The organism is Streptomyces sp. ID05-26A (genome assembly GCF_033794685.1).
Taxonomy (GTDB): domain Bacteria; phylum Actinomycetota; class Actinomycetes; order Mycobacteriales; family Pseudonocardiaceae; genus Lentzea.
In genome coordinates, this window is sequence record NZ_JARAYZ010000004.1 from 593113 (window position 1) to 607952 (window position 14840).

Here is a 14840-nt window from a genome sequence, read left to right on the forward strand (position 1 = left end):
TTGACCTAGCCTGGCGGTATGAAGATCCGCCGCGCCGCCTCCCCCGACGACGTGTTCGCCGCCGCGCACCTGTTCGACGCGCCGCCGCGGCCGGACGCGACCGCTCGGTTCCTGGCGCAGGATCACAGCCACCTGCTGATCGCCTACCTCGCCGACCAGCCCGCCGGGTTCGTGTCCGGGGTGGAGACCACGCACCCGGACAAGGGCACCGAGATGTTCCTCTACGAGCTGGGCGTGGACGACGCCTTCCTCCGCCGCGGCATCGGCACGGCTCTGGTCGAGGCGCTGAAAGCCCTTGCGGTGGAACGGGGTTGCTACGCGATGTGGACCGGCACCGCCGCGGGGGACGCGGCGGCGCAGGCCACCTACAAGAAGGCGGGCGGGTCGGTCGACGACGGCGCCTTCGTCAGCTGGGACCTGGACTAGGTCCAGACCGGTTCGTCCACTTCGGACACTTTGCCGTCCGCCCGGAAGTGCAGGAACCGGTCGAACGACTTGGCGAACCACCGGTCGTGCGTGACGGCGACGACCGTGCCCTCGAAGTCGTTCAGCGCGTTCTGCAACGCCTCCGCCGACGCCAGGTCGAGGTTGTCCGTCGGTTCGTCGAGCAGCAGCAACGTCGCCCCGGACAGCTCCAGCAGCAGGACCTGGAACCGCGCCTGCTGCCCGCCGGAGAGGTTCTCGAACTTCTGGTCGCCCGCCTGGTGCAGGCCGTAGCGCTGCAGCACCGACATCGCGGCACCCCGGTCCTTGCCGGAGCGCAGGCCCTCGCCGTGCCAGAGGATGTCCACGAGCGTGCGGCCAATCCACTCCGGGTGCTCGTGCGTCTGCGCGAACAGGCCCGCCACGACCCGTGCGCCGAGCTTCCACTTACCGGTGGTGCGCACGTCGTCACCGCCGAGCAGCCGCAGGAAGTGGCTCTTGCCGGAGCCGTTGGCGCCCAGCACCGCGACCCGGTCGCCGAAGAAGATCTCCTGCGAGAACGGCCTCATCAGCCCGGTCAGCTCCAGCTGCTCGCACGTGATCGCGCGAACGCCCGTGCGACCGCCCTTGAGCCTCGGGTGCACCTTCTCGTCCTGAGGGATCTCCGGTGGCGGGCCCGCCTGCTCGTACCGTTCGAGGCGCGCGGCCATGACCCGGTACTTCTGAGCCATCACTTCGGAGGACTTGGCCAGCTGCTGGAGCGTGCGGACGAGGTCCTTGAGCCGTTCGTGCTCCTCGTTCCAGCGCCGGTGATCTTCCAGCAGCCTGTCGATGCGTTTCGCCCGGGCGCCGTGCCACGTCCCGAACGAGCCTGCGTGCGTCCAGGCGGAATGCGCCTCGACCGTGATGACGTGCGTCGCGGCGTTGGCCAGCAGCTCACGGTCGTGGCTCACGACGAGAACGGCCTTGTCGGTGGCCTTCAGCCGTTCTTCCAGCCAGCGCTTGCCGGGGACGTCGAGGTAGTTGTCGGGCTCGTCGAGCAGCAGGACCTGCTCGTGGCCGCGCAGCAGCGTTTCGAGGACCAGGCGTTTCTGCTCACCGCCGGACAGCGTGCGCACCTCGCGGAACCGGGCCCGGTCGTAGGGCAGCCCCAGGGCGGCGACGGTGACGGTGTCCCAGAGGACCTCGATGTCGTACCCGCCGGCCTCGCCATAGGTGGTGAGAGCGTTCGCGTACCGCATCTGAGCGGCTTCGTCGTCGGTGTCCATGAGCGCGAGCTCGGAGTCGTCGAGCTCCTTCGCGGCCTTGCGCAGCGCCTCGGGAGCGACGGAGAGCAGCAGGTCGCGCACCAGGGAGTCGTCGCGGACCGAGCCGATGAACTGGGGCATCACCGCCAGCCCGCCCTGCACGTGCACGCTGCCCTGCTTCGGGCTGAGCTCACCCGACAGGATTCGTTGCAGCGTCGTCTTGCCGACACCGTTCGCGCCGACGAGCGCGACCACGGTCCCGCCGCTCACCTTGAACGAGACGTCGCGGAACAGCTCCCGGCCGTCGGGCAGGACGTACGCGAGCCCGTTCGCTTCCAGATAACCCACGCCGGAGATGGTCCGGGTTCGCCCGGTCCCGGCGCCAGTCAGTTTCGGTCAGCGCAGGCGGAGCGGGTACCTGCGGAGGACCAGCACGCCGCCGGTGACGAGCAGGCACTGGAACGCGGGGCCGAACGCGCCGATCACCGTCAGCAGCACCGTGAGGCCGCCGAAGACGATCAGGAGGGCGTAGAACAACCAGGGGCGCACCTGGCGGTTCATCGTGCGGGCGAATCTCGGCTCGTCCGCGAGCAACCGCTGTTCGATCTCCTCGAGCGAGCGGCGTTCGGCTTCACTGAGCATCGGTGCCTCCGGAGGACGTCGGGACGTCATCATTCCCGCCCGCCATCCAGTGGATACTCGAACGCCGCCGGAGTCAAACCCGAGAAAGCGCGACCAACCGGCTGACAGCTCGCAGATACTTCTTGCGGTACCCGCCGCGCAGCATCTCCTCGGTGAAGAGGTCCGAGAGCGGCTGCCCCGACACGGCGACCGGGATGTCGCGGTCGTAGAGCCGGTCGCCGAACGCCACGAGCCGCAGCCCGACGCTCTGGTCCGGTGCGGGCTTGACGTCCTTGAGGTGCACCGCGGTGACGCCGTCGAGCATCCGCCCGTACTTCGACGGGTGGATGCGGGCGAGCGCCCGGCACAGGTCGTCGAAGTCGTCGAGGGTCGAGCCCTCCGTGTTAGAGGCTCTAACGATCAATTCGGTGTCTGACAGGGGTGACGGGGCATCAGGCAGGCCGCGATGGCGGTAGTCGGGGCCGTCGACGCGGACGACGTCGAACTTCGACGACATCGACTGGATCTCGCGCAGGAAGTCGGCGGCGGCGAAGCGGCCCTCGCCGAGCTTGTCCGGCAGCGTGTTCGAGGTGGCGGCGACGCAGACGCCGGCCGCCATCAGTTCCTTGATCAGGCGGGTGACGAGCATGGTGTCGCCGGGGTCGTCGAGCTCGAACTCGTCGATCGCGAGCAGCTTGTGGCCCGAGAGCCGCTTCACGGCCTCGGGGAAGGTCAGGACGCCGACCATGTTCGTCAGCTCGACGAACGTGCCGTACGCCTTCGGGCCCGGCACGGCGTGCCAGAGCGAGGCGAGCAGGTGGGTCTTGCCGACGCCGAAGCCGCCGTCGAGGTAGAGACCGAGCTTGCCCGTGTCCTCTTCCCGGGAACCGAAGAGCGACCACTTCTTCCGCTTGACGCTGACCCGCGCGGCGAACAGGCGGCCGGCCTCGACGGCGGCGGCCTGGCTCGGCTCGTCCGGGTTCGGAATGTAGGTGTCGAAACTGACGGTGTCGAACCTCGGTGGTGGCACCAGGCTCTCGATCAGTTCGTCGGCACCGATCTGGGGATCCCGGTCGGACAAGCGCATGCCCGCACCCTATCGGCGTGATGGGATGGCTCGGTGGAGATGTTGTGGCCCTCACCGGGCGTTGAGATGACCGACACAGCCCTCGCGGCGCTGTACGGCTATCCGCGGGACCGCGCGTGGGTGACCGCGAACTTCGTGTCCAGCGTGGACGGTGCGGTGTCGGTGGACGGCCGGTCCGCCGGGCTGGGGTCACCGGCCGATCGGCGGATCTACCTGCTCGGGCGCGAACTCGCCGACGTCGTGCTGGTCGGCGCCTCGACCGTGCTGACCGAGGGGTACCGGGGCGCGCGGCGCGCCCGCCCGTTGCCGATCGCCGTGGTGACGGGACGCGGATCGCTCACGCCGGACCTGCCGCTGTTCACCGACACCGCCGTGCCGCCGATCGTGATCACGACCGAGGCCGCCCGGATGCCCGCGCTGCCGGCCGAGGTGATCATCGCCGGGGAGACGGAGGTCGATCTGAACGTCGCCGTCGCCGAGCTCACGGCACGCGGGTTGCGGCACGTCGACCTCGAAGGCGGGCCGCGGTTGTTCGGGTCCATGGTGGCCGAGGGACTGGTGGACGCGCTGAACCTGACGGTCGCGCCGGTGCTCGCGGTGGGTGACTCGGCGCGGATCGCGCACGGTCCGGTGGTCCCGCCGGTGGACCTCGCGCTGGCCTCGGTGCTGCGCGCGGACGACGTGCTGTTGCTGCGGTACCAGCGGCGGAATTCCAGCTGAAGAGGCAGGATGTGCCAGTGACCCTTGCGGACCTACCCGTGACGCCACCTCTGCAGCCGATGCTCGCCACCGCGGTGGACGGGATCCCGGACGACGCGAACCTGTTCTTCGAACCGAAGTGGGACGGGTTCCGGTGCGTGGTGTTCCGCTCCGGCGACGAGGTGCTGCTGCAGTCGCGCAGCGGGAAGCCGCTCAACCGGTACTTCCCCGAGGTCGTCGCGTCGATGCTGGACGTGCTGCCCGACCGGGTGGTCGTCGACGGCGAGCTCGTGGTCGCGAAGAACGACGAGCTGGACTTCGACGCGTTGTCCGAGCGCATCCACCCGGCGGCCTCGCGGGTGACGATGCTGTCCGAGTCGACGCCGGCCACGTTCGTCGCGTTCGACCTGCTGGCGCTGGGGTCCGAGGTGCTGCTGGAGTCGCCGACGATCGCGCGGCGCGAGGCGTTGCTGGGGCTGCCGGGGCTGAACGTGACGCCCGCGACGACGTCCGTCGAGATGGCCCGCCAGTGGTTCACGCTGTTCGAGGGCGCGGGGCTGGACGGTGTGATGGGCAAGCCGTCGGACGGGCCGTACACGCCGGGCAAGCGTTCGATGATCAAGGTGAAGCACGCGCGCACGGCCGACGTGGTGCTCGCCGGGTTGCGCTGGCACAAGGACACCGAGCCCGGCACGGCCGTCGGCTCGTTGCTGCTCGGGGTCTACGACTCCGCCGACGTGTTGCACCACATCGGGGTCTGCGGGTCGTTCAAGGCGGCCGAACGCCGTGAGCTGGCGGCCGAGCTGGCGCCGCTGATCACCACGGGTGATCATCCGTGGGCGGATCCTCAGCCAGGACAACGGATTCCCGGCGAGATCAACCGGTGGCGCGGCAAGCAGGCCGAGTACGTGGCGTTGCGTCCCGAACGGGTGCTGGAGATCCACTACACCCAGACCGAGGGCGAGCAGCCGGTGCGGCTGCGGCACAACGGGCAGTTCGCGCGGTGGCGGCCGGACCGCGAGCCGTTGTCGTGCCGTTACGACCAGCTGGAGATCCCGGCCCGGTACGACGTGGCGTCGGTGTTGAAGGGTGAGCTCCGGGCCCGTTAGACGTCGGGCCTGGCCGAGCGCGTCGCACCGACCGAGGCGATCACGACGCAGCCGACGGCGACCCACTGCGCCGGTGCCAGGTGCTCGCCGAGCAGCAGCAGGCCCGCGACCGCGGCAACCGCCGGTTCCATCGACATCAGGATCCCGAACACGCGCGGCGGCATGCGGCGCAACGCCTCCAGCTCCAGCGAGTACGGGACGACCGACGACATCAGGGCGACCGCGAACCCCGCCGCGAGCACCAGCGGGTCGAGCATCGCCGTGCCGGCCGTGCCGATCCCGAACGGCAGCGCGATCACCGCCCCGACCACCATGGCGAGCGCGAGTCCCTTGCCGTCGGTCGTCTGGCTGCCGAGCTTGGCCGTCACCAGGATGTAGGCCGCCCAGCACGCGCCCGCCGCGAGCGCGAACAGCACACCTGTCCACAACAGACCGCCCTGCACCCCCGTGAGCAACACCACCCCGGTGCCCGCGAGCAACACCCACACCGCGTCGAGCCAGCGTCGTGACCCCGCGACGGCCACTGCGAGCGGCCCGAGGAACTCGATCGTGACGGCCGCGCCGAGCGGGATGCGGGCGAGCGCCGCGTAGAAGCAGAGGTTCATCGCGGCGAGCACGGCGCCGTAGACAGCGACCGTGACGAGCGTGCGGCGGTCGAGCCGCAGGGACGGCCGCCAGATCACGACGAGGACGAGCGCGGCCATGACCAGGCGCAACGTCACCGTGCCCGCCGAGCCGGCGACCGCGAACAGTTGCTTCGCGAACGCCGCGCCGACCTGCACGCTGACGATGCCCAGCAGGACGAGTGCCGTCGGCGGGATGCCCCCCGTCAGACGGGCCGCGGGGAGCCGATCGGCGTGATCCATGTCCCCCATCCTGACTCACCTTCAATTCACCTGACGCGTGCGAGGCTCAGGCTCCCGGAACGTGAACGAGAGTGAGGAAATCTGTGCGTCGCGCTGCCTTGGCCCTACTGGCAGTGAGCGTGCTGACGGCGTGCAGCGCGGGTCCCTCGAACAGGCCGGTGATCGCGGTCAGGGGCGAGGAGAACCAGCCCGTCGACCAGAGCGCGCTCGCCGGGCCGCAGCCAGTGCCCCCGCTGGGCGAGTTCAAGACGGACTCGCTCCCGTGGTCGCCGTGCAACGAGCAGATGAAGGACCGCTTCGGCACCAACGCTCCCCAGGGTGACCAGAAGTACGAATGCGCGCGCATGACCGTCGTGCTCGACCCGCCGGGACGTCCCGGACGCGGCACGCTCGGCATCGCGCTGACGCGCGTCGGCACCGGCAAGAGCGCGCTGGTCGTGGTCAACGACCCCGGCGGTGAGCCCGGCACGCTGAAGGCCGCGCGGCTCGCGGCGGCGTTGCCGAAGGAGCTCCTCAGCACGTTCACGATCATCGGCATGGACAGGCGCGGCACGGGCCGTTCGGACGGCATGTCGTGCGTGCCTCCGGCCACGCGCGCACAGCTCGTCGAGTACGACCCGGCCGAGACCGAGCAGTCGAACCTCGTGGTCGCCGCGGGCGAGGCGTCGCAGGAATGCGTCCTCGACCTGGAAGGCAGGCTGACCGCGTTCGACTCGTGGCGCGCGGCCGCCGACCTCGAACGGCTCCGCGACTACCTGGGCACCGAGCGCCTCAACGCCATCGGCCTGGGCGAGGGCTCGCGCGTCGTCACGACCTACGCCCAGCGCTACCCGAACCGCATCGGCCGCACCGTCCTCGACGGCGCCCCGGACCCGACGCTCGACCAGGTCGGCGTCCTGGAGTCGCGTGCCGTGGCGGCGGAGGCGACGTTCGACGCGTTCGCCCGCGACTGCAAGACCCGCGGCTGCGCCCTCGCCAATCCGCGCGAGGACGTGAACGCACTCCTCACCCAGCTGCGCACCGGACGCGTCCGCGGCGAGTACGTGGACCTGACCCCGGGCTCCGCCCTGAACGCGATCCTGGCGGGCCTCTCCGATCGCGGTCGGTGGCCCGCCCTGGCCGACGCCGTGGTGAAGGCCAGGGCAGGTGACGGCAGCGGCCTGTTCACCCTGCTCGACCCGCTGGTCAACGATCTGGACGAGAACCCGCCGCGCTTCGACGCGGGCCTGATCGTCGGCTGCAACGACACCGCCACCCGCATCCCACCGGATCGGGTGAAGGCACTCACCGCCGACTGGCAGTCGAAGCACAAGATGTTCGGCGCCGTGTTCGCCCGCATGCTGCTGCACTGCAACCCGTTCCCGCCGCCCAAGGCCGAGAAGGTCGACGCCCTCAAGAGCGCGCCGCCGATCGTGGTCCTGAGCACGGCCAACGACCCCTCGACCCCCGCACCCGGCACCGAGCACACGGCGCAGCGACTGCCGGGGTCGGCGTTGATCGGGTGGCAGGGCAGCGGGCACGGCGCGCTGACTCTGTCAGGGTGTGCGACCACGGCGGTGCGGGACTACCTGATCGACGCGAAGGTGCCGTCGAACGGCACCGTCTGCCCGCCCTGATCCGCAGCCGCTCACGGGTCGTGTGGTGCCCACGCGTGAAACGCGCTTCTCTCTCCGCAGCGAAGTGCCCGGCCGCAAGGTCGGCTTCGCGTGCGTGGACGCGTGCTACGGCCTCACCCACGAGCTTCGCCGGCACCTGATCTCAGCCGACGGCACATCTGACCGTCGTGAACCGCAAGCGTCTGCGGCTTGGAGGCCGCGAGGTCGGGCCGCGCTTTCGCAGGCGTCCCCCCGAGCCGGGAACCCCTACATCTCACCGTACTCAGAGGGTCTGACAGAAACAGTCCGGACATGGCACGGGGAGCCTTTCGCGTGACCACGACGCGACGAGGCTCCCCGCCCGAATCTTCGTGTCAGCAGCTCGAACAACAGCCGCAGCCGGGCCCCGTGCACCCGGAACAGCACCCACACGTACCCATCAGGGCCTCCCCGTCCTAAGCCGGACCAGCGCGGGACATCCGCGCACCCCACGGTCCGCCCCGGCACCAGCCCTGGGAACCCCTCTCACCCGAACGCGTGTGGACAACCACCGGGGCGTCGCAGCACGTGATCGCGCTATGCGCCCAGGTCGTCCAGAGCCTTCTGGGCTGCCTCCAGTTCGGCGCGCAACTGCTCCACCCGAGCGAGTTGCTGGGCACGCGCCGCGTTCAGCACGCCCTCGACGATCTCGGCCACCTCGGGCGTGAGCAGCTTCGAGGCCTGGGCCACGGCGGCCGGCGGCACCGGGGTCGGGCGGACCGCCCTGCGGGTGCCCTGCAGCACCTCGACGCTCCACTCGCCCTCGCCCGTCGTCACCAGCGTGATGGTGACCTCGGGGACCGCGGTCTTCGCGGCCTGCTTGCGCGCGGCGGGCTTGGCCGGCGGCGGCGCCTGCTCGACGGGCGCGGGCTTCGGCTTGGGGGCCGCGGGTTTCACCGGCGCCTCCGGAACGTAGGGATGAATGATCTCAGTCTCTCGCGGCGGCTCGGGTGGCGCAGGAGGCGGGGGCGCCGGCTTCTTGCGCGGCGGCGGCTTCTCGAGCGTCAACTCGGCCAGCGAGAACGACATCTCGTCCTTCGAGCCCGTCGGCCGGACCTGGATGAAATCACCCTCCGGCGGATCCGTGACGGCCAGCAGCTTCGCCGACCTGCCCTCCTCCATGCCGACCGCGGCCGCCGTGAACCACACCATCGGCTGAGAGCCTTCGTCCAACTGCGCGCGCAGATCGGCGACGTCCTCCACCGACAGCCCGCTCTTCTTCGCCATCGCGCTGCCTCCCCAATCGAACACCTGTGCCCCAGCATGCCCTACACCCCCGACAATTCTGAGCACCGGGTGGGCAACAAGATCAACAGCAGGGCGTTCAGGCTATGAGAGCGCTCTCACGCCTCCTCGGCGGGCTCGACCTCTTCCGCGCGCAGCTGGTATTCGCACCCGTACTCGACCGCGTACGACAGGTCGTACACGTGCACGATCTTGGGGCCGCCGTGCAGATGCACGTACGTCACGGTCTGCTTCGGGTCCTCGGGAGTGGACGGCAGCGAGTCGACCCTGCCGTCGAGGGGACCGCCGACGTACCGCACCACATAAGGCTGTGACATAGCGACCTCCTCTCGCGTTTCGTCCATTCTACGAGGTCGCCGACTAGATTCGTTCCCGATACAGCCGGTTGGCTCACTCACGCCCCGAACCACCGCACGGCGAGTTCGTCGAACGAGTCCCCATCAGGCATCTCACGCAAGTACATCGGCATGTTGGAGTACACGTGCAACAGCGCGTAAGCCATCACGCGCCGAGGATCCGGCACCCGCCCGTACGCCTCCACCAACGCCCGCCAACACTCGCGGTCGCCTTTCGTCACGAACAGCCCGACACTGGCGAACTCGTACTCGAACGCCCCGCGCATGGCCGGCTCGAAGTCGAACAGCCCGGACAGCACCCCGTTCCGCCGCAACAGATGCGCGCTCATCACCTCGGTGTGCAGCAACACCGTCGGCTCCCGGCCGAGATCCACCGAGCCGAGGAACGCCGGAATCCGCTCCAGCCACCGCGCCTCCAGCCCACGCTTCCGTTGCAGCTCAACACAACCCTGCCGCTGCCGATCGACGAACGCCACCCAGTCCCCCGGCCCCAGCACGGCAGGCGGCTCGATCGTGTGCAGTGCCTTCAGCATCTCGCCGACCCGCGCGCTGACCTCGACATCGGGCACCGCGGGCTCCTCACCGCGCAACCGCGACATCAGCACGTAGGCCCAGTCGTCGAGCAACCCGGTGGCGCGCAACGCGGGGGTGGGCACCGGCAGTTTGCCGTGCACCGCCTCCATCACCGCGACCTCGGTCGGCACCTCGGCGTGGTAACGCGGCGGGAACAGCTTCAGCACCAGGTCGTCGCCGATGGCGAAGACGGGCAGCGACCCCTCCTCGAACCGCACCACGTCACCGCGCAGCCCCAGCCGATCACGCAGCAGTTCGCCGTCGGGCTCCATGCCGCGATCATCACCGATCGGGATCGACGAACGCCACCTCGCCGCGCCCCCAGCACTCGACCATCGAGCGAATCGGCTTCATCCCGTCGTGTGGCTCGCAGAGGTCCAGCAGCTGCTGGACGAGCTCGGGACTCGGCCCGGCGATCGCGGCCTCGATGAACGCGACGAGCGTCAGCGGTCCCGGGTTGCGCATCGCGCGCACGGCGGTCCGGTCCGGGCGCCGGAGTTCCTCGCTCATCGCGGGCAGGACGGAGGCGGGCAGCGGCAGCACCAGGTGCCAGCGCGTCTCCAGGAGCCTGAACAGGTCGTTCGCCAGCCAGCTGTCTCCGTACGACTTGACCGCGGGTCCGGGCACGTACCCGTCCACGCCCGGCAACCGGGTGTAGACCGCGGCCTGGATCCCGTGCTCTCGCACGAACTCGGTCGCCGACATGAGACCGTGCCGCGCTTCTCCCAGTCGCACCTCGTACGTGAGCGACGGCACGCGGACCACCAGTGCGGCACCGAGCCGGAGATCACTGCCGGGCTCGGCACGGGCCAGCACCACCCTTCCGACACTGGACGTGCGCGTCCGCTTCACCCGCCGCGCCGCCTTGAGCGCGGCGAGCAGGCGTTCGTCACCCAAGCGTCCCAGCATCCAGAAAGCGTGCTCCAGCAACGACTCCGCCGTAGCCCTGCGCAGATTGTTGTGCTCCAGGAAGGACACGCAGAAGGTGGTGACCTTGGGGTCATGCCCCGCCTTCCGCAGAAGCAGGCCGACGCACACGTCACCGCCATCAGCGCGATAGCTGTCGTACAGCTGCAACGAGATCTGCGGAACGACCATGCTCTTGCCCGACGTGATCATCGGCAACAGGCGGTCGACGACCTTCTCCGCGGTCTCGTTGGCGCGCAGCACGTAGCAAGCCGTGTAGTACTCCATGAACGTCCGGTGCGTGAAGCCGAACCGCCGCTCGCCGTCCAACGACGTGTCGACCTGCGTGAGCACCCACGCCCGTTCGGCGCAGTAGTCCAGGAACTCCCGTGCCTGCTGGTGGTACGACTGCGCGCACTCCTCCTCGCGCTCGCGCAAGTGAGCGACCACAAGCCGTTCCAGTGTCTTCTCGTCCTCGTCCCCCTGCCCGTTGAGGGCGAAGAAGAAGTGCTGCGCCAGTTCCTGCACGAGGAACTTCGCCAGCTTCACCGATCGGATCACCGACGGCACCTGGCTCACGGCGTCCCACCGCACCAGCATCAGCTCGGAACACTCGCGGTAGACGTCGGCGGTGTTCTCGGGGATGTAGCCCTCGCTCTGGTAGAGCATGCACAGCAGGGAGAGCATCAGCGGGTTCGACCGGAGATCGGCCAGGTGCTCGCTGTCCCGCAGGAACGCCTCCACCCGCGCCGGCGCGTGCACCAGGCCGAACCAGGTGCGCGCGTACTGCGCGACCTGATCAGGCTCGAAGTCCGGCAACCAGTGCACGGGGAACGTCGTGGCGTCGAGCTTCGCCACCGGATAGCTCTCCTGACGGCAGGTCACCACGATGCGCGCCAACGGAAAGCGCGCCGCGAACGCCTCGATCGCCGCCACCGCCGCACGCCGCGCCTGGATGTCGCCGACCTCGTCCAGCCCGTCGAAGACCACCATGGCCTCCCCCGCGGCCAGCAGGTCCGCGACGTGACGGGGGTCCTCCACGCGCTGAGTCAGCGTGCGCAGCTCCCCGGCGATGATCGTGACGAAGTCGCCCGCCAGCTTCTGGTGCTGCTTGAGCTGCACCAGCAACGGCACCAGGGCCGCGCGGTGCAGCAACCGCCGGATGAAGGTGCTCTTGCCCGCACCGGGATTCCCCACCACGACGAACCGCCGGTCGGCCACCTCGTCCTCGCCGACCAGGCGGTCGCCGCACCGCAGCTTGCGCGGCACGTAGATCTGGTCGACGGGAAACCGGAAGTCGGCCTTCGAATGCGGCATGACCAACCGGTCGTGGGCACGAACCGTCGCGGCGCGGATCACCTCGCCCGTGGCACGCGCGGTCATCCACCTGCCGACGTCGGCGGCGAGGCCGAGACGTTCCTCGATGGGCCGCCCCGGCCCGGTGACCTTGATGCGGATCCGGTCGCGGGCGTCGACAGCGCGAAACGGCGCGTTCTGCTCGATCACACCCCACAACGACGAGGCGAGCCCGGCGGACTCCGGGCTCTCCCGCCGGACCGCCCGCTGGAACTCGCGGCGAAAAGCCTCGGCGAGCTCACCCCGGTCCACCGTCTGGTGGAACCTGCCCTCTTCGGTGTGTTCGAGCTGGCACAACAACTCCAGCAGCGAAGCGCAGTCAGGTCCCCGCACGTAGTCCTCGACGCGCCGCCGCACGAGTGCGGACATCGGCACGGACGAGTCGCGCATCCACGAGAGAGCGGTCTCGGCCAAGTCCGCCACCACGGTCGCGATCGCTGTCACACGGACAAGATCGGCATCAAACGGTCGGCTGTTACTCCTGCTTGCGGGCGCGCGAAGGCTGCACCCGCAACGGCTCGCCCGGCATCTTCGGGGTGCCTGTGGGGGTTGCATCGTAGCGACCTGCAAACTTGCAGGTGACCAGAAAGCGTTGTGGCGCAGGTTATCAGGTGAATTTTGGAACGTCTACCGGGTCCGTCTGGGTCCACAGTGGACCTTCTACACGCAGACCCAACGCAACACTCACTCCTTGACGAGAAGCACTTGGCGCACCTGCTCGCGCGTCCACACGTGGTCCGTCGCACGGATGATCTCCGCCTGCTTCATGCCGTCCCCGGACGCCTCCCGCACGGCCTTCTGCAGAGCCTCACGCTCGACGGCGAGCTGGTCCTGTGCACCGCGGTAGGCGGCGGCCCGCTCGGCGAGCACCTTCGCGTGGTCGGTCATGCCCTAATGCTGACACAACGATGTTGGCCCATCAAGTTTGCCAATTAGCTTGGCCATGCCACTTGCGAATGCCAAGTAGCTATGCCAAGCTACTTGCACCACCGACGAGGAGGCACCGATGGAGACCACCCCCAACCCCGCGAAGTGCCTCCGCTGCGGTCGCAAGCTCACCGCCGCCCGCTCGATCGCCAACGGCTACGGCCGCACCTGCAGGGCTCGGATCATCGCCAGCGCCGGCAAGACCGTCGAGCGCGCCGAGTACAAGCCCGTCCAGGTCACCAAGGCCATCGAGGTCATCGAGTTGGGCGGCATCGTCCGCAGCACCCCGGCCCTGTACCTCGCCGTCAGCTCCGACGGCAGCGCCCGGTACGAGGTCGACCAGGTGGCGCGCTCGTGCACCTGCAAGGCCGGTGCCCGCGGGCTCCGCTGCTACCACCTCGCCGCCGCCGAGATCCTCGCAGCGGCCTGAACTCCCCCATCAGCAAAACGGCCCCCGGACGGTGCGCGAACACCGCCGGAGGCCTGGACCGAACACCCTCAAGGAGGTGTCGGCCGTGAGGTCGATTATCCCGAACGCTCGCCGAGTCCGCAGGACCGGCCAGCCCACCACCCTCGCCGCCAGCATGCCGCGCCCGGTCGTCCAGACCGCGACGCGCGGCCCGCTCGGTGACGTCGAGCTCCGCACCCTCGGCGGTGCCAAGTGACCACGATGCTCAACACCCTCCGCCACAGCGGATTCCTCAGAATCGAGTTGCGTGACGACCTCGGCGTTCCCGGCGTCGTCGACCCCGACGACAAGGTCATCTACGTGGATGGGACCCAGTCGGACGACGAGATCCTCGACGTCGTGAACATGGCGATGCTCCAGTTGCTCCGCCCGAAGCTCGCCGCCGTCGACTCCGAGGCGCCGCACATCCAGCCGACCGAGGAAGTCGTCACGCCCCGACCGCAACTGCGCCTCGTGCGCGCCGGTGGTGACCGGTGACCGCAAGCGGCATCGGGGTGGCCCCCGCCATGGGGGCCAACGGCCCGGACGTACGCGAGGAAGCCCGGCAGGTCATCCGCGACCGTGCCGCCGCTGGCCTGCCCGAGTTGAGCGGCAAGCGGCTCGGCACGATGTTCGAGCGCGGCGAGCGCTGGGGACGTGACCGCATCGCCGAGGTCCGCAGGTCGGACGGCGCGGCTCAGCCCGTTGCCGTCCCCGCGCAACTCGACGAGGAGGCGGCACCCGAGGCGGCAGGGAGCGAGCCCGAGGAGACGCCCACCCCTGCCGTCGAGCCGACCGCAGAGCGCACAGAGGACGCGCCCAGCGCGCCAGGCAGGCAGCCGCGGGCGTGGCCGGTACTGCTGCTTGCTCTGCCGGCGTTCGTGGCGATCTGGGGCGGCTGGGTGGGCCTCGGCGAGCTGACCGGGTTCGGTCCCGTGAACCTGCTGCCCGGCATCGGCGACGGCTGGACGATCAACACAGCGATCACGCTCCCGATCGGTGTTGAGGCCTACGCCGCGTACGCGTTGCGCGTGTGGCTGTCGGGCATCGCCCCGACGTTGCTCGCGCGCCGGTTCGCGATGTGGTCGGCGATCGGCTCGCTCGTGCTCGGCATGGCCGGACAGGTCGCCTACCACCTGATGACCGCCGCCGGGGTCACTGAGGCCCCGTGGCCCATCACGGCGTTCGTGTCGAGCCTGCCCGTGGTCGTGCTCGGCTGCGGCGCGGCTCTCGCTCACCTGCTCGGAGCAGACCAGGAACGGTCACGCCACAAGGCGTGACGCACCAAGGAGACGACCGACCAAATCCCCGGGAAGAAATGCAGAACACCCCCGTGCTGACCA

17 protein-coding genes are annotated in these 14840 nt (G+C 69.6%); 8 read left to right on the top strand and 9 right to left on the bottom strand.

Annotated features, from left to right (window positions below):
• Positions 1 to 18 precede the first annotated feature (18 nt).
• On the top strand, positions 19 to 426 hold the full coding sequence (locus tag PV646_RS34055; RefSeq protein WP_500346409.1) for a GNAT family N-acetyltransferase: 408 nt from the start codon (positions 19 to 21) through the stop codon (positions 424 to 426).
• On the opposite strand, the gene PV646_RS34060 is transcribed toward PV646_RS34055, so the two are convergent.
• The 3 genes from PV646_RS34060 to zapE form a co-directional block, all read right to left on the bottom strand.
• Positions 423 to 2018 carry an ABC-F family ATP-binding cassette domain-containing protein gene (locus PV646_RS34060; RefSeq protein ID WP_500346410.1) on the bottom strand — a complete coding sequence of 532 codons (1596 nt, stop codon included), beginning with the start codon at positions 2016 to 2018 and terminating at the stop codon, positions 423 to 425. The two genes, PV646_RS34055 and PV646_RS34060, sit on opposite strands and share 4 nt — an antisense overlap.
• Before the next feature lie 48 nt (positions 2019 to 2066).
• Complete coding sequence (locus tag PV646_RS34065; RefSeq protein ID WP_500346411.1) at positions 2067 to 2312, bottom strand: DUF3040 domain-containing protein; 246 nt, start codon at positions 2310 to 2312, stop codon at positions 2067 to 2069.
• Between the two features lie 73 nt (positions 2313 to 2385).
• Positions 2386 to 3378 (bottom strand): cell division protein ZapE, encoded by a 993-nt coding sequence (gene zapE / locus PV646_RS34070; protein ID WP_500346412.1) that lies wholly within the window; start codon positions 3376 to 3378, stop codon positions 2386 to 2388.
• A 66-nt stretch (positions 3379 to 3444) separates the two neighbouring features.
• Here zapE and PV646_RS34075 point away from each other — a divergent pair, with 66 nt between their 5' ends.
• Together PV646_RS34075 and PV646_RS34080 are read left to right on the top strand one after the other, a co-directional pair.
• The gene (locus tag PV646_RS34075; protein ID WP_500346413.1) at positions 3445 to 4098 is read left to right on the top strand and encodes a dihydrofolate reductase family protein; all 654 of its coding nucleotides are present in this window, start codon (positions 3445 to 3447) and stop codon (positions 4096 to 4098) included.
• Between the two features lie 38 nt (positions 4099 to 4136).
• A complete protein-coding gene (locus PV646_RS34080) occupies positions 4137 to 5186 on the top strand; it encodes an ATP-dependent DNA ligase (RefSeq protein WP_500346414.1) in 1050 nt (349 codons plus the stop codon).
• On the opposite strand, the gene PV646_RS34085 is transcribed toward PV646_RS34080, so the two are convergent.
• Positions 5183 to 6052 (bottom strand): EamA family transporter, encoded by an 870-nt coding sequence (locus PV646_RS34085; protein WP_500346415.1) that lies wholly within the window; start codon positions 6050 to 6052, stop codon positions 5183 to 5185. The genes PV646_RS34080 and PV646_RS34085 overlap by 4 nt on opposite strands.
• Before the next feature lie 113 nt (positions 6053 to 6165).
• On the opposite strand from PV646_RS34085, the gene PV646_RS34090 reads away from it, so the two are divergent.
• Entirely contained in the window at positions 6166 to 7668 is a 1503-nt protein-coding gene (locus PV646_RS34090; RefSeq protein WP_500346416.1) for an alpha/beta hydrolase, read from the top strand.
• A gap of 555 nt (positions 7669 to 8223) precedes the next feature.
• On the opposite strand, the gene PV646_RS34095 is transcribed toward PV646_RS34090, so the two are convergent.
• The 5 genes from PV646_RS34095 to PV646_RS34115 all read right to left on the bottom strand — a co-directional run bounded on the left by PV646_RS34095 (position 8224) and on the right by PV646_RS34115 (position 13010).
• Positions 8224 to 8913 carry a DUF6319 family protein gene (locus PV646_RS34095; RefSeq protein WP_500346417.1) on the bottom strand — a complete coding sequence of 230 codons (690 nt, stop codon included), beginning with the start codon at positions 8911 to 8913 and terminating at the stop codon, positions 8224 to 8226.
• A 116-nt stretch (positions 8914 to 9029) separates the two neighbouring features.
• Positions 9030 to 9248 (bottom strand): DUF8847 domain-containing protein, encoded by a 219-nt coding sequence (locus tag PV646_RS34100; protein ID WP_500346418.1) that lies wholly within the window; start codon positions 9246 to 9248, stop codon positions 9030 to 9032.
• A 77-nt stretch (positions 9249 to 9325) separates the two neighbouring features.
• Entirely contained in the window at positions 9326 to 10132 is an 807-nt protein-coding gene (locus tag PV646_RS34105) for an aminoglycoside phosphotransferase family protein (RefSeq protein ID WP_500346419.1), read from the bottom strand.
• Positions 10133 to 10142: 10 nt separating this feature from the next.
• On the bottom strand, positions 10143 to 12566 hold the full coding sequence (locus PV646_RS34110; RefSeq protein WP_500346420.1) for an NACHT domain-containing protein: 2424 nt from the start codon (positions 12564 to 12566) through the stop codon (positions 10143 to 10145).
• Between the two features lie 240 nt (positions 12567 to 12806).
• Positions 12807 to 13010 carry a hypothetical protein gene (locus tag PV646_RS34115; protein ID WP_500346421.1) on the bottom strand — a complete coding sequence of 68 codons (204 nt, stop codon included), beginning with the start codon at positions 13008 to 13010 and terminating at the stop codon, positions 12807 to 12809.
• Between the two features lie 118 nt (positions 13011 to 13128).
• Here PV646_RS34115 and PV646_RS34120 point away from each other — a divergent pair, with 118 nt between their 5' ends.
• From PV646_RS34120 to PV646_RS34135, 4 genes are all read left to right on the top strand, one after another.
• Positions 13129 to 13479 carry a DUF6011 domain-containing protein gene (locus PV646_RS34120; protein WP_500346422.1) on the top strand — a complete coding sequence of 117 codons (351 nt, stop codon included), beginning with the start codon at positions 13129 to 13131 and terminating at the stop codon, positions 13477 to 13479.
• Between the two features lie 85 nt (positions 13480 to 13564).
• Positions 13565 to 13714 carry a hypothetical protein gene (locus tag PV646_RS34125; protein ID WP_500346423.1) on the top strand — a complete coding sequence of 50 codons (150 nt, stop codon included), beginning with the start codon at positions 13565 to 13567 and terminating at the stop codon, positions 13712 to 13714.
• Positions 13711 to 13995 carry a hypothetical protein gene (locus PV646_RS34130; protein ID WP_500346424.1) on the top strand — a complete coding sequence of 95 codons (285 nt, stop codon included), beginning with the start codon at positions 13711 to 13713 and terminating at the stop codon, positions 13993 to 13995. The genes PV646_RS34125 and PV646_RS34130 overlap by 4 nt, the downstream gene beginning before the upstream one ends.
• The gene (locus PV646_RS34135; RefSeq protein ID WP_500346425.1) at positions 13992 to 14777 is read left to right on the top strand and encodes a hypothetical protein; all 786 of its coding nucleotides are present in this window, start codon (positions 13992 to 13994) and stop codon (positions 14775 to 14777) included. The genes PV646_RS34130 and PV646_RS34135 overlap by 4 nt, the downstream gene beginning before the upstream one ends.
• Positions 14778 to 14840: the final 63 nt, after the last annotated feature.

Excerpts from the sequence above, each read along its gene's own strand:
- PV646_RS34055 (WP_500346409.1), top strand. The coding sequence starts at position 19 with ATGAAGATCCGCCGCGCCGCCTCCCCCGACGACGTGTTCGCCGCCGCG.
- PV646_RS34065 (WP_500346411.1), bottom strand. The coding sequence starts at position 2,312 with ATGCTCAGTGAAGCCGAACGCCGCTCGCTCGAGGAGATCGAACAGCGG.
- zapE (WP_500346412.1), bottom strand. The coding sequence starts at position 3,378 with ATGCGCTTGTCCGACCGGGATCCCCAGATCGGTGCCGACGAACTGATC.
- PV646_RS34075 (WP_500346413.1), top strand. The coding sequence starts at position 3,445 with ATGACCGACACAGCCCTCGCGGCGCTGTACGGCTATCCGCGGGACCGC.
- PV646_RS34085 (WP_500346415.1), bottom strand. The coding sequence starts at position 6,052 with ATGGATCACGCCGATCGGCTCCCCGCGGCCCGTCTGACGGGGGGCATC.
- PV646_RS34095 (WP_500346417.1), bottom strand. The coding sequence starts at position 8,913 with ATGGCGAAGAAGAGCGGGCTGTCGGTGGAGGACGTCGCCGATCTGCGC.
- PV646_RS34100 (WP_500346418.1), bottom strand. The coding sequence starts at position 9,248 with ATGTCACAGCCTTATGTGGTGCGGTACGTCGGCGGTCCCCTCGACGGC.
- PV646_RS34105 (WP_500346419.1), bottom strand. The coding sequence starts at position 10,132 with ATGGAGCCCGACGGCGAACTGCTGCGTGATCGGCTGGGGCTGCGCGGT.
- PV646_RS34115 (WP_500346421.1), bottom strand. The coding sequence starts at position 13,010 with ATGACCGACCACGCGAAGGTGCTCGCCGAGCGGGCCGCCGCCTACCGC.
- PV646_RS34120 (WP_500346422.1), top strand. The coding sequence starts at position 13,129 with ATGGAGACCACCCCCAACCCCGCGAAGTGCCTCCGCTGCGGTCGCAAG.